13 protein-coding genes are annotated in these 16,381 nt (G+C 63.0%); 11 read left to right on the forward strand and 2 right to left on the reverse strand.

Annotation, left to right across the window (positions count from 1 at the left end; translation table 11 throughout):
- The 3 genes from AX729_RS02690 to fhuB form a co-directional block, all read left to right on the forward strand.
- Positions 1 to 480 (forward strand): alpha/beta hydrolase fold domain-containing protein (locus AX729_RS02690; protein WP_156456675.1); only part of this gene is annotated, 480 nt, incomplete at its 5' end.
- Positions 481 to 563: 83 nt separating this feature from the next.
- A complete protein-coding gene (locus tag AX729_RS02695) occupies positions 564 to 1,496 on the forward strand; it encodes an ABC transporter substrate-binding protein (RefSeq protein WP_063817209.1) in 933 nt (310 codons plus the stop codon).
- Positions 1,483 to 3,489 (forward strand): Fe(3+)-hydroxamate ABC transporter permease FhuB, encoded by a 2,007-nt coding sequence (fhuB, locus tag AX729_RS02700; RefSeq protein WP_061020365.1) that lies wholly within the window; start codon positions 1,483 to 1,485, stop codon positions 3,487 to 3,489. Before AX729_RS02695 ends, fhuB begins: the two co-directional genes overlap by 14 nt.
- A 6-nt stretch (positions 3,490 to 3,495) precedes the next feature.
- On the opposite strand, the gene AX729_RS02705 is transcribed toward fhuB, so the two are convergent.
- Both AX729_RS02705 and AX729_RS02710 read right to left on the reverse strand, forming a co-directional pair.
- The gene (locus tag AX729_RS02705; RefSeq protein WP_082770318.1) at positions 3,496 to 4,350 is read right to left on the reverse strand and encodes an ATP-binding cassette domain-containing protein; all 855 of its coding nucleotides are present in this window, start codon (positions 4,348 to 4,350) and stop codon (positions 3,496 to 3,498) included.
- Positions 4,347 to 5,408: a siderophore-interacting protein gene (locus AX729_RS02710; protein ID WP_197433519.1), complete on the reverse strand. Its 1,062-nt coding sequence runs from the start codon at positions 5,406 to 5,408 to the stop codon at positions 4,347 to 4,349. Before AX729_RS02710 ends, AX729_RS02705 begins: the two co-directional genes overlap by 4 nt.
- Before the next feature lie 106 nt (positions 5,409 to 5,514).
- Between AX729_RS02710 and AX729_RS02715 the strand changes: the two genes are divergently transcribed.
- The 8 genes from AX729_RS02715 to AX729_RS02750 all read left to right on the forward strand — a co-directional run bounded on the left by AX729_RS02715 (position 5,515) and on the right by AX729_RS02750 (position 16,380).
- Positions 5,515 to 7,407: a cyclic peptide export ABC transporter gene (locus AX729_RS02715; protein WP_349643748.1), complete on the forward strand. Its 1,893-nt coding sequence runs from the start codon at positions 5,515 to 5,517 to the stop codon at positions 7,405 to 7,407.
- Between the two features lie 277 nt (positions 7,408 to 7,684).
- A complete protein-coding gene (locus AX729_RS02720) occupies positions 7,685 to 8,647 on the forward strand; it encodes a GNAT family N-acetyltransferase (protein ID WP_502686894.1) in 963 nt (320 codons plus the stop codon).
- A 22-nt stretch (positions 8,648 to 8,669) separates the two neighbouring features.
- Positions 8,670 to 9,968 (forward strand): lysine N(6)-hydroxylase/L-ornithine N(5)-oxygenase family protein, encoded by a 1,299-nt coding sequence (locus AX729_RS02725; protein ID WP_061020368.1) that lies wholly within the window; start codon positions 8,670 to 8,672, stop codon positions 9,966 to 9,968.
- A 1,548-nt stretch (positions 9,969 to 11,516) separates the two neighbouring features.
- Complete coding sequence (locus AX729_RS02730; RefSeq protein WP_061020369.1) at positions 11,517 to 12,866, forward strand: ABC transporter substrate-binding protein; 1,350 nt, start codon at positions 11,517 to 11,519, stop codon at positions 12,864 to 12,866.
- 83 nt (positions 12,867 to 12,949) lie between these two features.
- Positions 12,950 to 13,828 (forward strand): ABC transporter permease, encoded by an 879-nt coding sequence (locus AX729_RS02735; protein WP_061020370.1) that lies wholly within the window; start codon positions 12,950 to 12,952, stop codon positions 13,826 to 13,828.
- Positions 13,825 to 14,730: an ABC transporter permease gene (locus tag AX729_RS02740; RefSeq protein WP_061020371.1), complete on the forward strand. Its 906-nt coding sequence runs from the start codon at positions 13,825 to 13,827 to the stop codon at positions 14,728 to 14,730. The genes AX729_RS02735 and AX729_RS02740 overlap by 4 nt, the downstream gene beginning before the upstream one ends.
- 29 nt (positions 14,731 to 14,759) lie before the next feature.
- Positions 14,760 to 15,866: an ABC transporter ATP-binding protein gene (locus AX729_RS02745; RefSeq protein ID WP_061020372.1), complete on the forward strand. Its 1,107-nt coding sequence runs from the start codon at positions 14,760 to 14,762 to the stop codon at positions 15,864 to 15,866.
- Positions 15,867 to 15,894: 28 nt separating this feature from the next.
- Positions 15,895 to 16,380 carry a (2Fe-2S)-binding protein gene (locus tag AX729_RS02750; protein WP_061020433.1) on the forward strand — a complete coding sequence of 162 codons (486 nt, stop codon included), beginning with the start codon at positions 15,895 to 15,897 and terminating at the stop codon, positions 16,378 to 16,380.
- Position 16,381 lies beyond the last annotated feature (1 nt).

The raw sequence follows: 16,381 nt of genomic DNA on the forward strand, positions 1-16,381 counted from the left end.
GGGACGCTTGCCGCCGCAATTGCGATCGAGGCGAAGGCAAACGGAAGTCTTCCGCAACCGGTGCTTCAGGTTCTCGCCTATCCCGGCCTCAGCTCGCGGCAGACCTCCGCGTCCTATGAGCGATATGGTTCCGGCCATCTCCTGGAGCGCAGCACCGTCGATTGGTTCTTCCGGCAATATCTCCGCGATGAGTCAGATCGCGACGATTGGCGTTTCGCGCCGCTCGCCGCGAAGGATTTGTCGGGCCTGGCTCCCGCGTTCATCGTCCTCGCCGAGTGCGATCCCCTGGTGGATGAAGGGCGCGACTATGCTGCACGGCTCAGCGCGGCCGGCGTTGCCGTCGACCTGCGCGTCTATCCCGGCATGATCCATGAGTTCCTGCGCATGGGGAATGTCGTGGCCGATGCCTTGAAGGCGCGAGCGGCGATCGGGCAGGCGCTGGCGAGCGCATTTCGTGCTGGTGGCGATAGCGCGGCTTGATATGGAAACGCGGCGCGAACAACGGTATGTCATGATCGTCGTTGTCCCCCGGCCTCTCTGCAAGGGCTCCTGAACTGCATTCCATGAGCACGTTTGTCCCAGACCACAGGCTGTCCCGTCGCGCGCTTCTCGGCGCGGGTGCGGCAATCGGCGCTGCCGCGCTCTCCGGCGCAGGGCCGATGGCATTTGCCCAGACCGGTGGATCGCCATCCGGCCCCCGAATTGCTGCGTTGGGCTGGGCCTGTGCCCAGACGATACTGGCGCTCGGCGTCGTGCCGTTGGTGATTCCGGAGATCGAGCGCTATGGTCGGCTTGTCGTCGAGCCGGCTATCCCGCCCGGCGTGCAGGAGATCGGCCTGCGGTCGGAGCCCAATCTCGAGCTGCTGCAGAGTTTCGCGCCTGACATTATCATCATCGATCCCAGCATCGCGGCCGCGATCCCGCGGCTCAAGCTGATCGCGCCGGTCGAGATGTTCACGATCTTCCGGCCCGGCGGGCATCCTCTCGACACGGCACGCCGTTCGACGCTGGAGCTTGCGATGCGTCTCGGGGTGCAAGGAGCCTGCGAAGCCTATTTCGCGCGCTTCGATGTCGCCATGGCCGGCTACCGTGAGCGGCTCCGAGATCGTGGTCTCAAGCCACTCTATCTCGTCAGCGAGATCGCGCGCAACCGCGCGCTCGTGTTCGGTCCGAACAGCCTCTATCAGGAGGTGCTCGATCAGTTCGAATTGAAGAACGCCTGGACCGGGCAGAGCGGCCCATGGGGCTATACCAGTGTGGGGCTCGAAGTGCTTGCCGCGGTTCCGGACGCGCGGCTGGTGCTGATGACCTCGCGCGTCTCCGACGTCGAGGCCTTGCTGAAGGCGAGCCCGATGCTTCGGACCCTGCCGTCGCTTCGGTCGCACCGGCTGACGGTCCTGGACAATCAGTTCTTCTATGGCGGCGTGCCGGCGGCCGAGCGTTTTGCCCGTCTTCTTGCCGAACGTCTGCCGCGGGAAAGCCATGAGCAAGGCTGATGCGCTGCCGGCCCGGTCCGGCTTCGACCTGCATCCGGCGATGCTGATCGGGCTATTGGTGGCGGCTGCGGCCGCGCTGACCTGGCGCAATCTGTCCGGTTATCTGCCCGCCAGCGCATGGTTGCCCGTGCTGTGGCGGCCCGAGGTCACTGATCCCCAGCAGATGCTGGTGCACTACACCGTATTTCCGCGCATCGCGGTGGCGCTATTGGCCGGCGCCGCCCTCGGCCTTGCCGGCACCGTCTGTCAGCAGGTGCTTCGCAATCCGCTTGCGGAGCCGAGCACTCTCGGTGTCTTGAACGGCGCCTATCTTGCGCTGGCTGTGACGACCCTGTGGGCGCCGTCACTGCTGGCCTTCGGCCGGGAGTGGATTGCTCTGATCGGCGGATTCGCTGCGTTCCTGTGCGTGTTCGGTCTGACCTGGAAACGTGCGCTGTCGCCGGTCATCCTTGTACTGGCCGGGTTGATCGTCAGCTACTATTGCGCCGTGACCACCCAGGCGCTGGTGTTGATCAACCACGAATATCTGATCGGGTTGTTCATCTGGGGCGCCGGGTTCCTCAATCAGCAGGACTGGAACAACGTTACGTTCCTGGCGCCGCGTCTCCTGATTTCGATCGTCCTGATCGCCGTGATGGTTCGCCCTCTGACCTTGCTCGGCTTCGACGACGAGACCGCGCGCAATCTGGGCCTTGGATTGACGCGAGCCCGCGTCTTCGCACTCGTTATCGCCATCGCCCTCAGTGCGTCGGTCGTCAGCGTAGTCGGAGTCATGGGGTTTGTCGGCTTGTCAGCCCCGGCCATCGTCACGCTGGCAGGCGCGCGCCGCTTTCGCGACCGACTGATCTGGGCGCCTCTTTGCGGCGCACTGCTGCTGTGGTTGACGGATCAACTCGTGCTGTTGATCCCGCCCGGCTATCGCGAGATGCCGGCCGGCGCGGTGACGGCTCTGATCGGCGCGCCGATGCTGCTCCTGTTGCTGCCGCGGCTGCGTGCGGCCATGCCGATGGGGAACCTCACGCCATCCGCTCCGCCGCGCCTTGATCACCCCTGGCGCGTGATCCTGTTCGCTCTCGCCTTGCTGCTGCTCGCCGTCTGGATCGCACTCGGCCTCGGGGTCGGCTCCGACGGCTGGCGATGGAGTGGTCTGTCCGGCATGCAGGAGTTCTGGCCGTGGCGCTGGCCGCGCGTGGTGTCGGCGCTGGCAGCAGGCGCGACGCTTGCGGTTGCCGGCACGCTGCTGCAACGGATGACCGGAAACCCGATGGCGGCGCCGGAGGTCATGGGCATCAGCTATGGCGCCGCGATGGGTGTCATCGTTCTGCTCTATCTCTTTCCCGCCCACACGCGGCTTGCGCAGATAGGGGCGGCCGGGATCGGGGCCTTCATCGTGCTGGCGCTGGTGCTGCTGTTCAGTCGGCGGTCCGAGTTCAGTCCGGAGCGCGTGTTGCTGGCCGGTGTCGCCATGAGCGCGGCATTCGGTGCGATCATCGCCATGGCGCTGGCGACCGGTGATCCGCGCATCGGCACGCTCTTGTCGCTGCTCACGGGATCGCTCTACCAGATCGGTCCGGCCGAGGCGGCCATCCTCGCCGTCGCGGCGCTCGTTCTGCTGATCATGGTGCCGATGCTGTCGCGCTGGCTCGACATCCTGCCGCTGGGACCTGCGACCTCGCGTTCGATCGGCATCTCGCTGGCGAGGAGCCGCATCATCATCATGTTGCTGACGGCGCTACTTACGGCAACGGCGACGCTGATGGTGGGACTTCTGAGCCTGGTCGGCTTCATCGCGCCGCATATGGCGCGGATGATGGGCGCGCAGCGCGCTCTGCATCAGGCGGCGCTGGCGGCGTTGATCGGGGCGATCCTGATGGTCACCGCGGACTGGGCCGGACGCATGGTGATATTTCCGTTCCAGATGCCCGCGGGCATTTTCGCCATGATGCTTGCCGGGCCCTATCTGATCTGGCTGCTGAGGCCGCAGCGCGGCTGACGGCACTCACCGCGCGAAGCTGATGAGATGGCCGTGATCCGGCGACGGCATCACGCCCATCGGGATGCCGTAGATGCTCTCGAGCTCGGCCGGCGTCATGATCTTGTCCGGCGTGCCGCGGGCAATCAGCTTTCCGGAATGAAGTGCGATGATCTCGTCGCAGAAGCGGGCGGCCATGTTGACGTCGTGGAGTACGACGACCACCCCGAGATTGCGCTCGCGTGCGAGTTGCTTGACCAGCGACAGCACCTCGATCTGATGGGCGATGTCCAGCGCCGAGGTCGGCTCGTCGAGCAGCAGGCACTCGGCATCCTGCGCGACTAACATGGCGATCCAGACCCGCTGGCGCTCGCCGCCGGACAACGTATCGACCAGCCGGTCCGCGAACGGCTCGATATGGGTCAACGCCATCGCGTTTGCGACCTTGTCGCGGTCGATATCGCCGAATCGGCCGAGCGCGCCGTGCCAGGGATAACGGCCGAGTGCGACCAGCTCCTTGACCAGCATGCCCGCGGCGGGCGGCGTCTGCTGCGGCAAATAGGCGACCTTGCGGGCGTAGTCCCGATCGCTCCAGGTGCGCAGCGCGCGGCCCTCGAAACGAATGGTTCCCGACGAGCTTGGCTGCTGGCGTGCCAACAATTTCAACAGGGTCGATTTTCCTGAGCCGTTATGCCCGATCAGCCCGACGACGCTGCGCGCGGGAAGGGACAGGGTGAGCGGTTCGAGCAACGCGCGCCCGGCCACCGCGAAGCCAACCTGATCGAGCTCGAACAAGGAGCCGGGTGCGTCGGGTGAGGCCTGAGCGATGTCGGTCGGCAAGGCGAGCGTTCTTTCGCCCGTCTGCACCTGTTGGAATGTCATGGTTGGCGCAGGCTCCAATATGCGACAGCCAGATGCTGGTCCCGCGCGAGCTTTCGATCGTCGCGCAAATGATCTCGCAAGGCCTTCAGCGCCTGCGCCTCACATGCGACCCAGGCGAAGACCTCCCGATGGTCGGGCCATCGCACAGCCTTGACCGCGTCGACCAGGAGCTGTGTCGTTCCCGCCGGATGGCCGTCGCGATGCAGCCAGCGGACCGCCACGCCTTCCGGCGCGACCAGCGGAACTTCCTCGCGCCGATCGGCGACTTCGATGAAGACTTCACCCAATGCCGCCGTCGGCAAGGTCTCGAGGATTCGCGCGATGGCGGGCAGGGCTGTTTCGTCGCCTGCCAGCAGCAGCCAGCGTGCTGGACGAATGCCTCGGCCCAGCGGGCCGGCCATGCCGCAAATGGCGCCGGCCTTTGCGTTGACGGCGAACGCCGAACCCGGTCCGGCGTGGTCATGGACCACGAAGTCGATATCGATCTCGCGGCTCTCGAGGTCGATGCGGCGGATCGTGTAGTAGCGGGTGATGGGCCTGCGGTCGGGCTCCGGCCACAGGATCCGACCGTCCGGGGCGGGCCACGGCCATTCGGGCTTGGCGAGGCCTCTGGGCGGGAAGTACAGCCGCACGTGAAGGTCGTCGTCATTCACAAAACGGGCGATATCGTCGCCGGTGAAGGTTAGCCGCCGCATGTGCGGAGTCAGGGTGATCGCGGCCTTCAGCCGCACCTCGCGGAAATTTGCCAGCGTGCCGCCGTTGGATTCATGACCGGTCCAAACGATGGTGGGGGTGGTGTCGCCAGCGAACTCGATCACATGCGAGGCAACGACCGAGCGCAGCATTTCCAGATTGCCCTTGTCGTCGGCCTCGACGCGGATCTTGAGCGCTTCGGCCTCGACCGTAAGGGAACTGGTGCCGAACGGCAGTTTCGCCACCATGAGGCCGTCCCGGTCCTCGAAGGTGATGTCGTGCTCGGCGAGATGATCGACCATCCGCGCAGCAAGGCCGGCGGAATCGGGAAGCACGATGCGAGTTTCGGAGATAAGCGGGTCCAAATCATTCTCCATCGGGCCCGCCCGATGCTGGCCTGCGTCCGCTTCGATGTTCGGATCTCGCGACCCGGCACGGCTGGATCAAAATCCTGCTCGCTCGCCGGCTGCGATGCAAAAGCGATACTACCCGCATCATATTAAAGGCATTGCCGATCCCAAATTAGAATCCATCGAAAGAGCAGAGAAAATAAGCGCTGGAAGTGCGGCGCTGCCATCGTGTATTCGCATCACATCGGCACGGCATATTCTGATGGCGACTGCCTATAAGGTTTCGCTTCAGGTCTCATCCAGCGCGGCTCTCGTCATGAATTCACCAAACGGTTTGACGGCGCAGATCCTGCATCTCCTGCGGCCCTATTGGCCGCTCGTGCTCGGCGGCATCGGTTTGGGGCTGGTTGGTGGCGCCAGCGTCGCAGCGTTGCTTGCGGTCGTCAATCAAGGGCTCTACGCCACGCAGGCCGATGTCGTCACGCTGCTTCTCGCATTCGCCGGCCTGTGCCTCCTGATCCTGATCGGGTCCATCGGCGCCGATATCAGCGCCAACTACGTCGGACAGCGGATCATCGCCGAGCTTCGCAAGTCGCTGGCCGCCAGGATCCTGGCTGCGCCGATCGATCAGCTGGAAATCTACCGGACGCATCGTTTGATTCCGGTCCTCACGCAGGACGTCGATACTATCAGCGATTTTGCCTTCTTCTTTTCATCCTTCTTCGTGTCGCTCGTGATCGCGCTCGGGTGCATGGTTTACCTGGCGGTGTTGTCGTGGCCACTGTTCCTGATCACGGGGGCCGTCATCATCCTGGGGTCGCTGGCGCATGGCTACGCGAGGACGCGAGGGGTTCACGGCTTCAATGTGGCGCGCGAGTGCGAGGATCGGCTGCACAAGCAATATCGTGCGATCGCCGAAGGTGCCAAGGAGTTGCGTCTGAACCGCGTCCGCCGTCGGCGCGTCTATGTCGAGCAACTCCAGCAAACCGTCGACCGCATCAGCTCGGTGCAGATCAAGTCGATCAATCTGTTCGTCACGGCGCGGGCCTTCGGTACGATGCTGTTTTTTGTCGTGATCGGCGTGGCGCTGACCCTGCGTCCCTTCCTGTGGCCCGACAGCCCGGCCGCGGTATCCAGCGGGTTCGTGTTGGTGCTGCTCTACATGCGCGGACCCATTGATCAGGTCATCGGTATCCTGCCGGCACTTGGCCGTGCCCAGGTCGCGATGAGCCGCATCGCGGAACTCTCGCAGCAGTTCTCGACCCCCGAGCACCATCTGCTGGCCGCTGAACCCACTGGGCCGGGCAAGACGACGATCGAATCCATCGAGCTTCGCGGCGTGACCTATACGTTCCGCGCCGTGCCGGGCAGTGCTCCCTTTGTCCTTGGGCCGGTTGATCTGCTCGTTCGTCAGGGCGACATCGTTTTCATCGTGGGGCAGAACGGAAGCGGAAAGACGACCCTCATCAAGCTGCTGCTGGGTCTGTATGCGCCGCACGGCGGCGCGGTGCTTCGCGATGGCGCGCCCGTCCTGACTGAGACGCGAGACGATTACCGGCAGCTCTTCACAACCATTTTCTCCGACTACTACCTGTTCGAGGATCTCTTACGTGGAGCTGGCGCGGTTCCGGATGCTGCGGAGCGCTATCTTCAGCGTTTGGAGGTTGCGCACAAGGTCTCGGTTGAGAATGGCGTGTTTACGACGACGGATCTGTCGACGGGACAGCGCAAGCGATTGGCCCTGATGAATGCCTGGCTCGAGGAAAGACCTGTCCTCGTGTTCGACGAGTGGGCGGCGGATCAGGATCCGGCCTTCCGGCACATCTTCTACACGGAGTTGCTGCCAGATCTGAAGCGTCTCGGAAAAACCATCATCGTGATCTCACACGATGATCGCTACTTCGGGGTTGCGGATTATCTGGTGCGGCTGCGCGAAGGCAAGATCGTCGCCAGCGAGGCGAGGGGCGATAACATCGCGGGTGCTTCAACGGTTTCGACCGACGCGCCGCTTTAGACGTATTGTCGCGAGTGGCCGGTGCTTTTGGTGGCATGCGAACGACAACGAACGATCCTCCTTGTGACAGGTTGTCAGATTTGTAGAGAATCTAATCTGCGTGTGCGCGCATTTCTTGTCAGCCTGTAGGCGAGTGATTTACACCACGCGTCAACGATGATCGAGATGCGAGGGCCGGATGAACAAGGCTTCGGATTCCGGGACCGGACCTCGTGCGTTTCCGGTCGGCCCATGTTCCGCTCTGACCGTTTTCCAGGAGGGCGATCGCCTTCGCGTCGTGGCCGACGACGTAACGGCGTTGGAACTGCGTCTTCGGGAGCAAGTCGATCACGTCGAACTCCTGAAGGCGTCGGAGGACAGTCATCTGGCGGCACGGGCCGTATCGGCGTCCGCCGAAGCGCTGTTCGCTTGGCGGCCGGGCGCTGATCGGTTCGTTCTGGATATCGCCGATGGCGCGACGCTCGCACGGGAACTGGCGGATACTGGCCTTGCCATCATGTCTGAGGGGCTGATGGTGGTGCTTCCCGAACTGGTCATGCAGCGACGGGACAATTGGCTGGTGAACCCCGCACGACCACCATTTCCGCAACTCCACGTCATGACGGACGGACGGCGGCATCCGCGGCGCGCCGCAAAGCCGGCAGGAAAAGTATATGGCCGGTTCATCCCCTGGCTGTCGCAGGTCATCTCGTTTCGCGTGGCCGATCTCGAGAATGATCTGCACTTGTTGCATCGCTGGATGAATGACCCCCGCGTCGATGCGTTCTGGAACGAGGCGGGCGATCTCGACAAGCATCGACGATATCTGGCCGGCATCCTGGCTGATCCTCATATGCTGCCGTTGATAGGCTGCTTCGGTGATGAGCCGTTCGGCTATTTCGAGCTCTATTGGGCCAAGGAAAATCGCATCGCGCCTTTTTACGATGCCGGAGACTACGACCGGGGATGGCACGTGGTCGTGGGCGAGGACGCCTTTCGTGGCCGTCGCTACATCAGCGCGTGGCTGCCCTCGCTGATGCACTACATGTTCCTCGACGATTGCCGTACGCAGCGGATCGTGGGGGAGCCGGCGGCAGCGCATTCCCAGCAGCTTCGCAATCTCGAACGCTCGGGATTTGCCAAGATCAAGAATTTCGACTTCCCCCACAAGCGCGCGACCCTGGTGATGCTGTTGCGCGAACGCTTCTTCGGCGATCGGCTCTGGCTTCCGGCAACGTCCGGTCCAGCGGTCTCGTCCTAGGGCGCGAGCGGAGCGCGGCTTCATGTCTCATCAACTTGCGATCGAGCACGACGTCATTGGCGTCGGATTCGGGCCCTCCAACCTCGCGCTTGCCATCGCATTGGACGAGTGCGCGAAGCGATCGCGCCTGAAATGCGCGCCCTTGTTCGTGGAGAAGCAGCCGCACTTCACTTGGCACGGCGGCATGCTGCTCCCAGGCAGCGACATGCAGATATCGTTTCTCAAGGATCTGGTCTCCCTGCGCGATCCGACCAGTCCCTTCACTTTCGTGAACTATCTGCACAAGCGCGGCCGCTTGCTGGATTTCATCAACTGCCGGACCTTCCATCCAAGCCGGATCGAGTTCAATGATTACCTGCAGTGGGTAGCCAGCCATTTCAAATCGCAGGCCGCTTATGGCGAGACCATCGTTGCCATCGAGCCGGTGACGGCGGGGCAGACGGTGACCTCGTTGCGGGTGCATTCACGCTCGCTCACCGGCGGAGAGACCGTGCGTCTTGCGCGGAATCTCGTGGTCGCGGTGGGAGGGCAGCCCTATGTCCCGCAGGTATTTGCCAAGGCCGCTGACGACAGCAGGCTGCTGCATTCCAGCCGCTATCTCGACCTGATCGACCGCGTCGTTCCGCGCGGCCGGGCGGTGCGCGTGGCAATCGTCGGCGGCGGACAGAGCGCGACCGAGGTGACGGTCGACCTCCATGGCAGATGTCCCGAGGCGAAGATCGATCTGATCTTCCGCGGGCATGCCCTCAAGCCGTCCGACAGCAGCCCCTTCGTCAACGAGATATTCAACCCCGACTATACCGACTTTGTCTACGGCCAGCCTGCCGAGCGGCGGGACGCAATCGTCCGCAACTTCCGGAATACGAACTATGCCGTGGTCGATTCCGACCTGCTGGACCAGCTCTACCGCCTGCTTTACCAACAGCGCGTCGGTGGCGACGAAGCGGTCGTATTGCGTCCACGAAGCGAGGTTACGACCGTCGTTCCGGGACCGGACGGCATCGAGATCGGCCTGGTCGACAAATTCCGTGGCGAGAGCCGTCGCTCGAACTATGACGTCGTGATCCTTGCAACTGGGTACGACAGGGAAACCCCGCACGGGTTTCTCGAGCCGATCCGTCGCTACATTTGCGATGGTGTGCTCGATCGCAGCTACAGGCTCGTCACAAGCCCGGCGTTCCGGCCGGAGATCCATCTCCAGGGCTATTCGGAATCGTCTCACGGCTTGTCCGATACGCTGCTCTCGGTTCTTGCCGTCCGCTCCCAGGAGATCGCGGAGTCACTGCTCTCGACAATTTCCCGCCGGGAACTCATCGCCTAGCGGACGGCGGTGATGCGCCATCGCTGGGCCGGACCGAGTGCATCCGGCACGGCGAGCGCGGCTGGAGAGAAGCCGCATCGACGATCAATGTGTGCCGTGAAACCGCAAGGCCGCCGCCCACCGCCTCGAGGATCGCTTCCTGCAATGTCCAGTAGCGAAGGCCGAGACGGAACCGCAGCGTTTCTCGGCCCGCCACAAGAGTATCTCCTGCGGATTCCTGCAGCGCGGCCGAATCCCCAATGCATGAAGCCGACAAGCATCGCAGCTACAATTGATTGGACGAGATGTCAGATTTGTCTGCGATAGACCAAACGACGGTTTCGCTCGCAAGCTAAATTGATAACGCACCCGCGAATGATCTGCATTCCGCCTTGAGTCGCTTCATCTCCGTTCATCCGCGGCGTCCGATCGATACAATCTGCGTGTTCCGATATCGATCTGGAACTCGCCCGATCTAGAACTTGTCTAATTGAAATCAACCGAGGCGTGCATCCCTGGGACAACGTGGAGCGGCTCTGCTAGAGGTGTTCTTAGAACGATCTTTGGAATGTTTGCAGGTTCGGGTGGACTGACGTGAGGAAAGCTTTCGTTCTCAAACAAGGCCCCAGCCATTTGCCAGAGCGAATTGCGGGCATACTGGTTCACAGTCCGCTTGCGGCACTGGTTGGCAGAGAGCCGTTGACGCGCATGTACTACCTGCTCGAGATTGCGTCGCTCCATACCAGGGCCGAGCTTCTGGCGCAGCCGGGTCTTGGACGTTCGGGCGTACGCCGGATCGAGAATTGGATGGCTTTTCACGGGCATCGCGTCCGTGACGTCAACGAGAGTCTCGATAGCGTCATCTGCCGGTTTGCGTTCCGGCGCCCTTTTGTCCGGAAGAGCAGTCGTCGTTGTCCCTCGTTGTCGGCAATCGCCTCGGTACAAGAGCGATCGCGCGAAATAGCCCCGTAGAGACGTTCCTGGCGATCTAGCTCTGGAACTTCGATGCTGAGTGCACGAGCCGCGACCGATGAGGCGGCTGCTGGTGTTTTGTCGCATCTTGCTTGATTGCCGAGGTTTGACTGAAGCTTGCGGAGCTGTCCGACCAAAGACTTCGGGGCAGGCGAGCGCCAAACGAGCGATCTACGTCTCAACGTGCGAGGTCAAACCTTCGCGGACGGCAACTCTCGGACTTCGGGGTGGTCGCGCTCCACGCTACGACGCGTACGATATCGTTTGCAAAATTCCGTTCCGTGATTTGGCTGCTGAGAGTAGGAGTAAGCGCCGGCGTAAATTGCGCTGTCGTTGCGATGGGGCAGGGCGAAATCCGCAGATAAAGCTTGAGAGAATTTACATTCACCGCGCCCGGCATGCCTGTCTGCCGCCTTCCTGGGCTGCGTGCCGGGATGAAATGCAGAGAGCCGAGCCATTAGTCGCGCTTATGTCGCGAATATTTACTTCCAATTTTACTTCGCCGGAACCCGTCAATAGCCTCAAGCGCAACTGATTACATCCGCAGGGATCACTGAAGATCGTTGCGGCCGCTCATCGTAACCAACGAGGGTTGCCATGCTTGACAGGGATAAGGGGAATGTTGGTGCCAACCAGGCCGGAGCGAAGCCGGAGGAAACAAGAAAGCTGAGCCGGCGCACGCTGTTGAAGGGCGCGGCCGCCGTTGCAGGCGCAGCCGCAGGCTCGGACGCTATCCGCGGCTTCCCGACCATCTGGGCACAGGAGATCAAGGACATCGAGCTGCGCCACGTCGGCGTGTCCTATTCTGTGGTGAAGGCGATCGGCGATCAGGCCGCCAAGGATCTCGGGTTCAAGGTGACGATGCAGAACCTCGACACCTCCGCCGCCATCAACCGCTTCATAAGCCAGCCTAATACGGTTGATATCGCTGACCTCGAGGGCTGGCAGGCCAAGCTCGCCGCCAAACGCGGCGTGATCCAGGGCATCCAGGTCAAGAAGGTCAAGGAGTTCGACAACATTCTGCCGATCTTCACCAAGGGCGAGATCGACGGCCACAAGATCCCGCGCCAGGGCATCTCGCCTTACGAAGCCATGTACATTGCGAAGCCTGATGCGACCGAGCTGAACGACGGCGTCACCGAATGGGCGACGTTCCTGCCGCAGGTCTACAACGCCGACTCCATCGGTTACCGCCCCGATCTCGTCGGCCACGAAGTGACCGAGTGGAAAGACCTGATCGATCCAAAATTCAAGGGCAAGGCCGCGATCCTCGACGTTCCCGCGATCGGCATCATGGATGCCGCACTCTGCTTCGAAAGCGCGGGGCTGATCAAGTACGGCAACAAGGGCAACATGACGAAGGAGGAGATCGACTTCACCTGCAACAAGCTGATCGAGCTGAAGAAGCAGGGCCAGTTCCGCGCGACCTGGACGACCTTCGACCAATCGGTGCAGCTGATGGCGGCGGGCGAGGTGGTGATCCAGTCGATGTGGTCGCCGGCGGTCGCCGCAGTGCGCGTGAAGGAGATCCCCTGTGTCTACGCGCCGGTCAATGTCAAGAACGGCAAGGAAGGCTATCGCGGATGGTGCAACGGCATGGGCCTGATGAAGCACCTCTCCGGCAAGAAGCTCGATGCGGCCTACGAATATCTCAACTGGTATCTCTCGGGCTGGCAGGGCGGCTTCGTCGCGCGCTACGGCTATTACAGCCCGGTGCCCTCGACGGCCAAGAAATTCCTCACCCCGGCCGAATGGGCGTTCTGGTACGAGGGACAACCGGCACCGGAGGTGGTCAACGATCCCTACGGCGTGCCGATGGAGAAGGCCGGTACCAAGCGTGACGGCGGCTCGTTCCTGGACCGCGTCAAGAACATCTCGTGCTGGAACACGCTGATGGACGAGGCCGCCTACATGAACAAACGCTGGAACGACTTCAAGGTGGCCTGAAACCTGCTTTCCCTGACCGAGAGCGATGCACCGGCGCCGCCACGCGCCGGTGCGAGAAGACCGACTTCGAGGCGTTTGCCGCTATGCAGTCCAGTCAAACTCCGCCACGCGCAAATCTCGCCGGCTGGCTCTATGTCACGCCGCTCGTCCTGGTGCTCGTGCCGTTCTTCGTGGCGCCGATCCTGGTGGTGCTGGCGGCGAGCTTCTTCGCCACCGACGGCTTCGGCGGCTTGACGCCGGGCTTCACGCTGGCGAGCTATGTCGAGGTGCTGCACTCGGCGCTGACTCTGAAGCTGTATCTGGCGACGATCAAGTTCACGGTGCTGACATGGAGCTTCACGCTCATCATCGGCTTCTTCGTTGCCTATTTCCTGGTATTTCACGTCCGTAACCAGTTGCTGGCAATCGGCCTGTTCCTGTTGTGCACCGTGCCGTTCTGGACCTCGAACATCATCCGGATGATTTCCTGGATACCACTGCTCGGCAAGGAAGGCCTGATCAACCAGGCGTTGCTCGCGCTCGGCGTGATCCGGCAGCCCTTGGAGGTGCTGCTGTTCTCCGACCTCGCCGTCGTGATCGCCTATGTCCATCAGCTCACGATCTTCATGATCGTGCCTATCTTCAACTCCATGGCGCGGATCGACAAGAAGCTGATTGAGGCCGCGATCGACGCCGGCGCCAGCCGCTTCGACATCATGCGCCTGATCGTGGTGCCGATGTCCAGAAGCGGCATCGCGCTCGGCACCATCTTCGTGGTCTCGATCGTGATGGGCGACTTCTTCGTGGTGAAGGTGATGTCGGGCGGCGGCTCGGCATCGGTGGTCAGCGCGTTCTATGAGGATGTCGGCGTACTGCAATATCCGACTGCGGCGGCCAGTGCCGTGCTGTTGACCCTCGTGCTGGTCGCGATCGTCTCGCTGATCCTGCGCACTGTCGATATCCGGCAGGAGATCACGCGATGAGCGCGGTTCTCGCCGACATGCCCAAGTCCAAGCTGTCGAAGGCGGTGGCGCCCGCGACCACCGGCGCGATCGCGCCGAGCAAGGGCGGCCGGCCCTGGACGTTCTACGTGCTGGCGACGCTGTTCGCATTCTACGTGATCGCGCTCTACGGCCCGATGTTCTGCATCTACATCCTGTCGTTCCAGGACATCCGTGGCGGCCTCGTCTTTCCGATGAAGGGACGGTCGCTGCATTGGTTCGCCGATCTCTTCACGCAGGTGCGCACCGGCGACGTCAAGGGCTCGTTCGACCGCTCGATCAAGCTAGCGGTGATCGTCACCGTCATCACGGTGGTGGTGTCGTTCCTGGCCGGGCTCGGCTTCCGCAAGCGCTTCCGCGGCGACACTTTCGTCTTCTACGTGATGATCGGCAGCCTCGTCGCGCCGGGCCTCGTGCTCGGCCTCGGCACGGGCCTCCTGTTTCAGGCGCTCGGACTGAACGCGAGCTGGTATACTTCCGCACTCGGCGCGCAGCTGTCCTGGACGCTGCCGTTCGGCGTGCTCGTGATGTTTGCGGTGATGTCGCGCTTCAACCATGTCTGGGAGGAAGCGGCCTACGATCTCGGCGCCAGCCGCTGGCAGACGATCCGGCTGGTGATGATCCCGGTGCTGGCGCCGGGCCTCGTCGCGGTGGCGCTGTTCGGCTTCACGCTGTCCTATGACGAATTCGCGCGCAGCCTGCAGACGGCCGGCTCGCTGAACACGCTGCCGCTGGAAATCTGGAGCATGACGCTGAACGTCACCTCGCCCTCGCTCTATGCGCTGGGCACCGTGACCACCATCGTCTCGTTCATGGTCATCGGCGCGAGCCTCGGCACCATCGTGCTGATCCAGAAGAAGCGCGGCAGCCGGGCCGAGGGTTGAGCGGGGATTGAGCAAGGGTTGAGCCTGGAATGAAGAGCGATCGCGGCGATATCGAACTGGCGGGTGTCTGCAAGAGCTTTGACGGCGTGACCAATGTGGTCGACGGCGTCAACCTGAAGATCGCAGACGGCGCCTATTGCTGCTTCATCGGCCCGTCCGGTTGCGGCAAGACCACGATCCTGCGAATGATCGCAGGCCATGAAGATCCGACGGCGGGCGAGATCGTGATCGGGGGACAGAACGTCGTGGGGCTGGCGCCGGTGCAGCGCCGCACCGCGATGATGTTCCAGTCCTACGCGCTGTTCCCGCATCTCACCGTGCGGGAGAATATCGCCTTTGCACTTCGCGTGCGCGGCCAGTCCAAGTCCGATCGACTGCGCGCGGCGGATGCCATGATCGAGAAGGTCAGACTGACGCAGTTCGCCGACCGCTTGCCGGCCCAGCTTTCCGGCGGCCAGCAGCAGCGTGTGGCACTGGCGCGGGCCGCGATCACCGAGCCGCGCGTGCTGCTGCTCGACGAGCCGCTGTCCGCGCTCGACGAGCAGCTCCGCGTGCAGATGCGCCAGGAACTGCGGCGGATGCAGCAGGACCTCGGCATCACGTTCATTCACGTCACCCACACCCAGCTCGAGGCGATCGCGCTGGCCGACCTCGTCGTCGTGATGGAGCAGGGCAGGATCAAGCAGGCGGGGCCGGCACGCGAGGTCTATGCCCATCCGCACGACCGCTACGTGGCCGAGTTCATGGGTGGGCAAAACGTGCTGTCGGGCCGGGTCGAGAGGGTCAACGGTTCGAGCTTCACTCTCGCGCAGGCTGCGCCGTCCGGCATCGAGGTGCCGCTTCCGGCCCGGCCGACCGTCAGCGTCGGTGACAAGATCGATATCGCCGTGCGCCGCGATGATGTCGCGCTTGTCAGGCCGGGCAGGGAGCTGCCGTCCGGCTGCGTCACATCGTTGCCCAGCCGCGTGCTCGCCATCGAATACCAGGGCTATTTCGTCAAGGTCATGCTCGACACCGTGCCGGACGACGAGTTCGTGGCCTACGTTCCGGAAAAGACCTTTTTCGCGGATCCCTTCACCGTCGGCGACGTCGTGATGGCCACATGGGCCACCGGCAGCGCCCGTCCACTCGCCTAGAGATCCGTTGCGCACAGGGAGTTTGATCGTGCAGATATCCTTCACACTCAACGGTCGGCCGACCACGGTCGACGCCGAGCCGGCAACGCTGGTCGCCGAGCTCCTGCGCGAGCAGCTCAACCTGACGGGTACCCATATCGGCTGCGATACCAGCCAGTGCGGCGCCTGTGTGGTGCATCTCAACGGCCTGCCGGTGAAGAGCTGCACGCTGCTGGCGCCGGCACTCGACGGCGCCACGCTGCTGACCATCGAAGGTCTGGAAGGAGCACCCGGCTCGAACCGGATGCATCCGATGCAAGAGGCATTCCGCGAGCATCATGGCCTGCAATGTGGCTTCTGCACGCCGGGCATGCTGATGACCGCAGTCGCGCTCGCAACCGAGAAGCCGGATCTGACCGAGGCCGATGTCCGCCACGGTCTCGAAGGCAACATTTGCCGCTGCACCGGCTACCAGAACATCGTGGTTTCCGTGATGGCCGGCGCTGCCGCCATGAACGCCGCCAAGGGAGAGTGAT

This window comes from Bradyrhizobium sp. CCH5-F6 (assembly GCF_001556045.1).
Classification (GTDB): Bacteria; Pseudomonadota; Alphaproteobacteria; order Rhizobiales; family Xanthobacteraceae; genus Bradyrhizobium.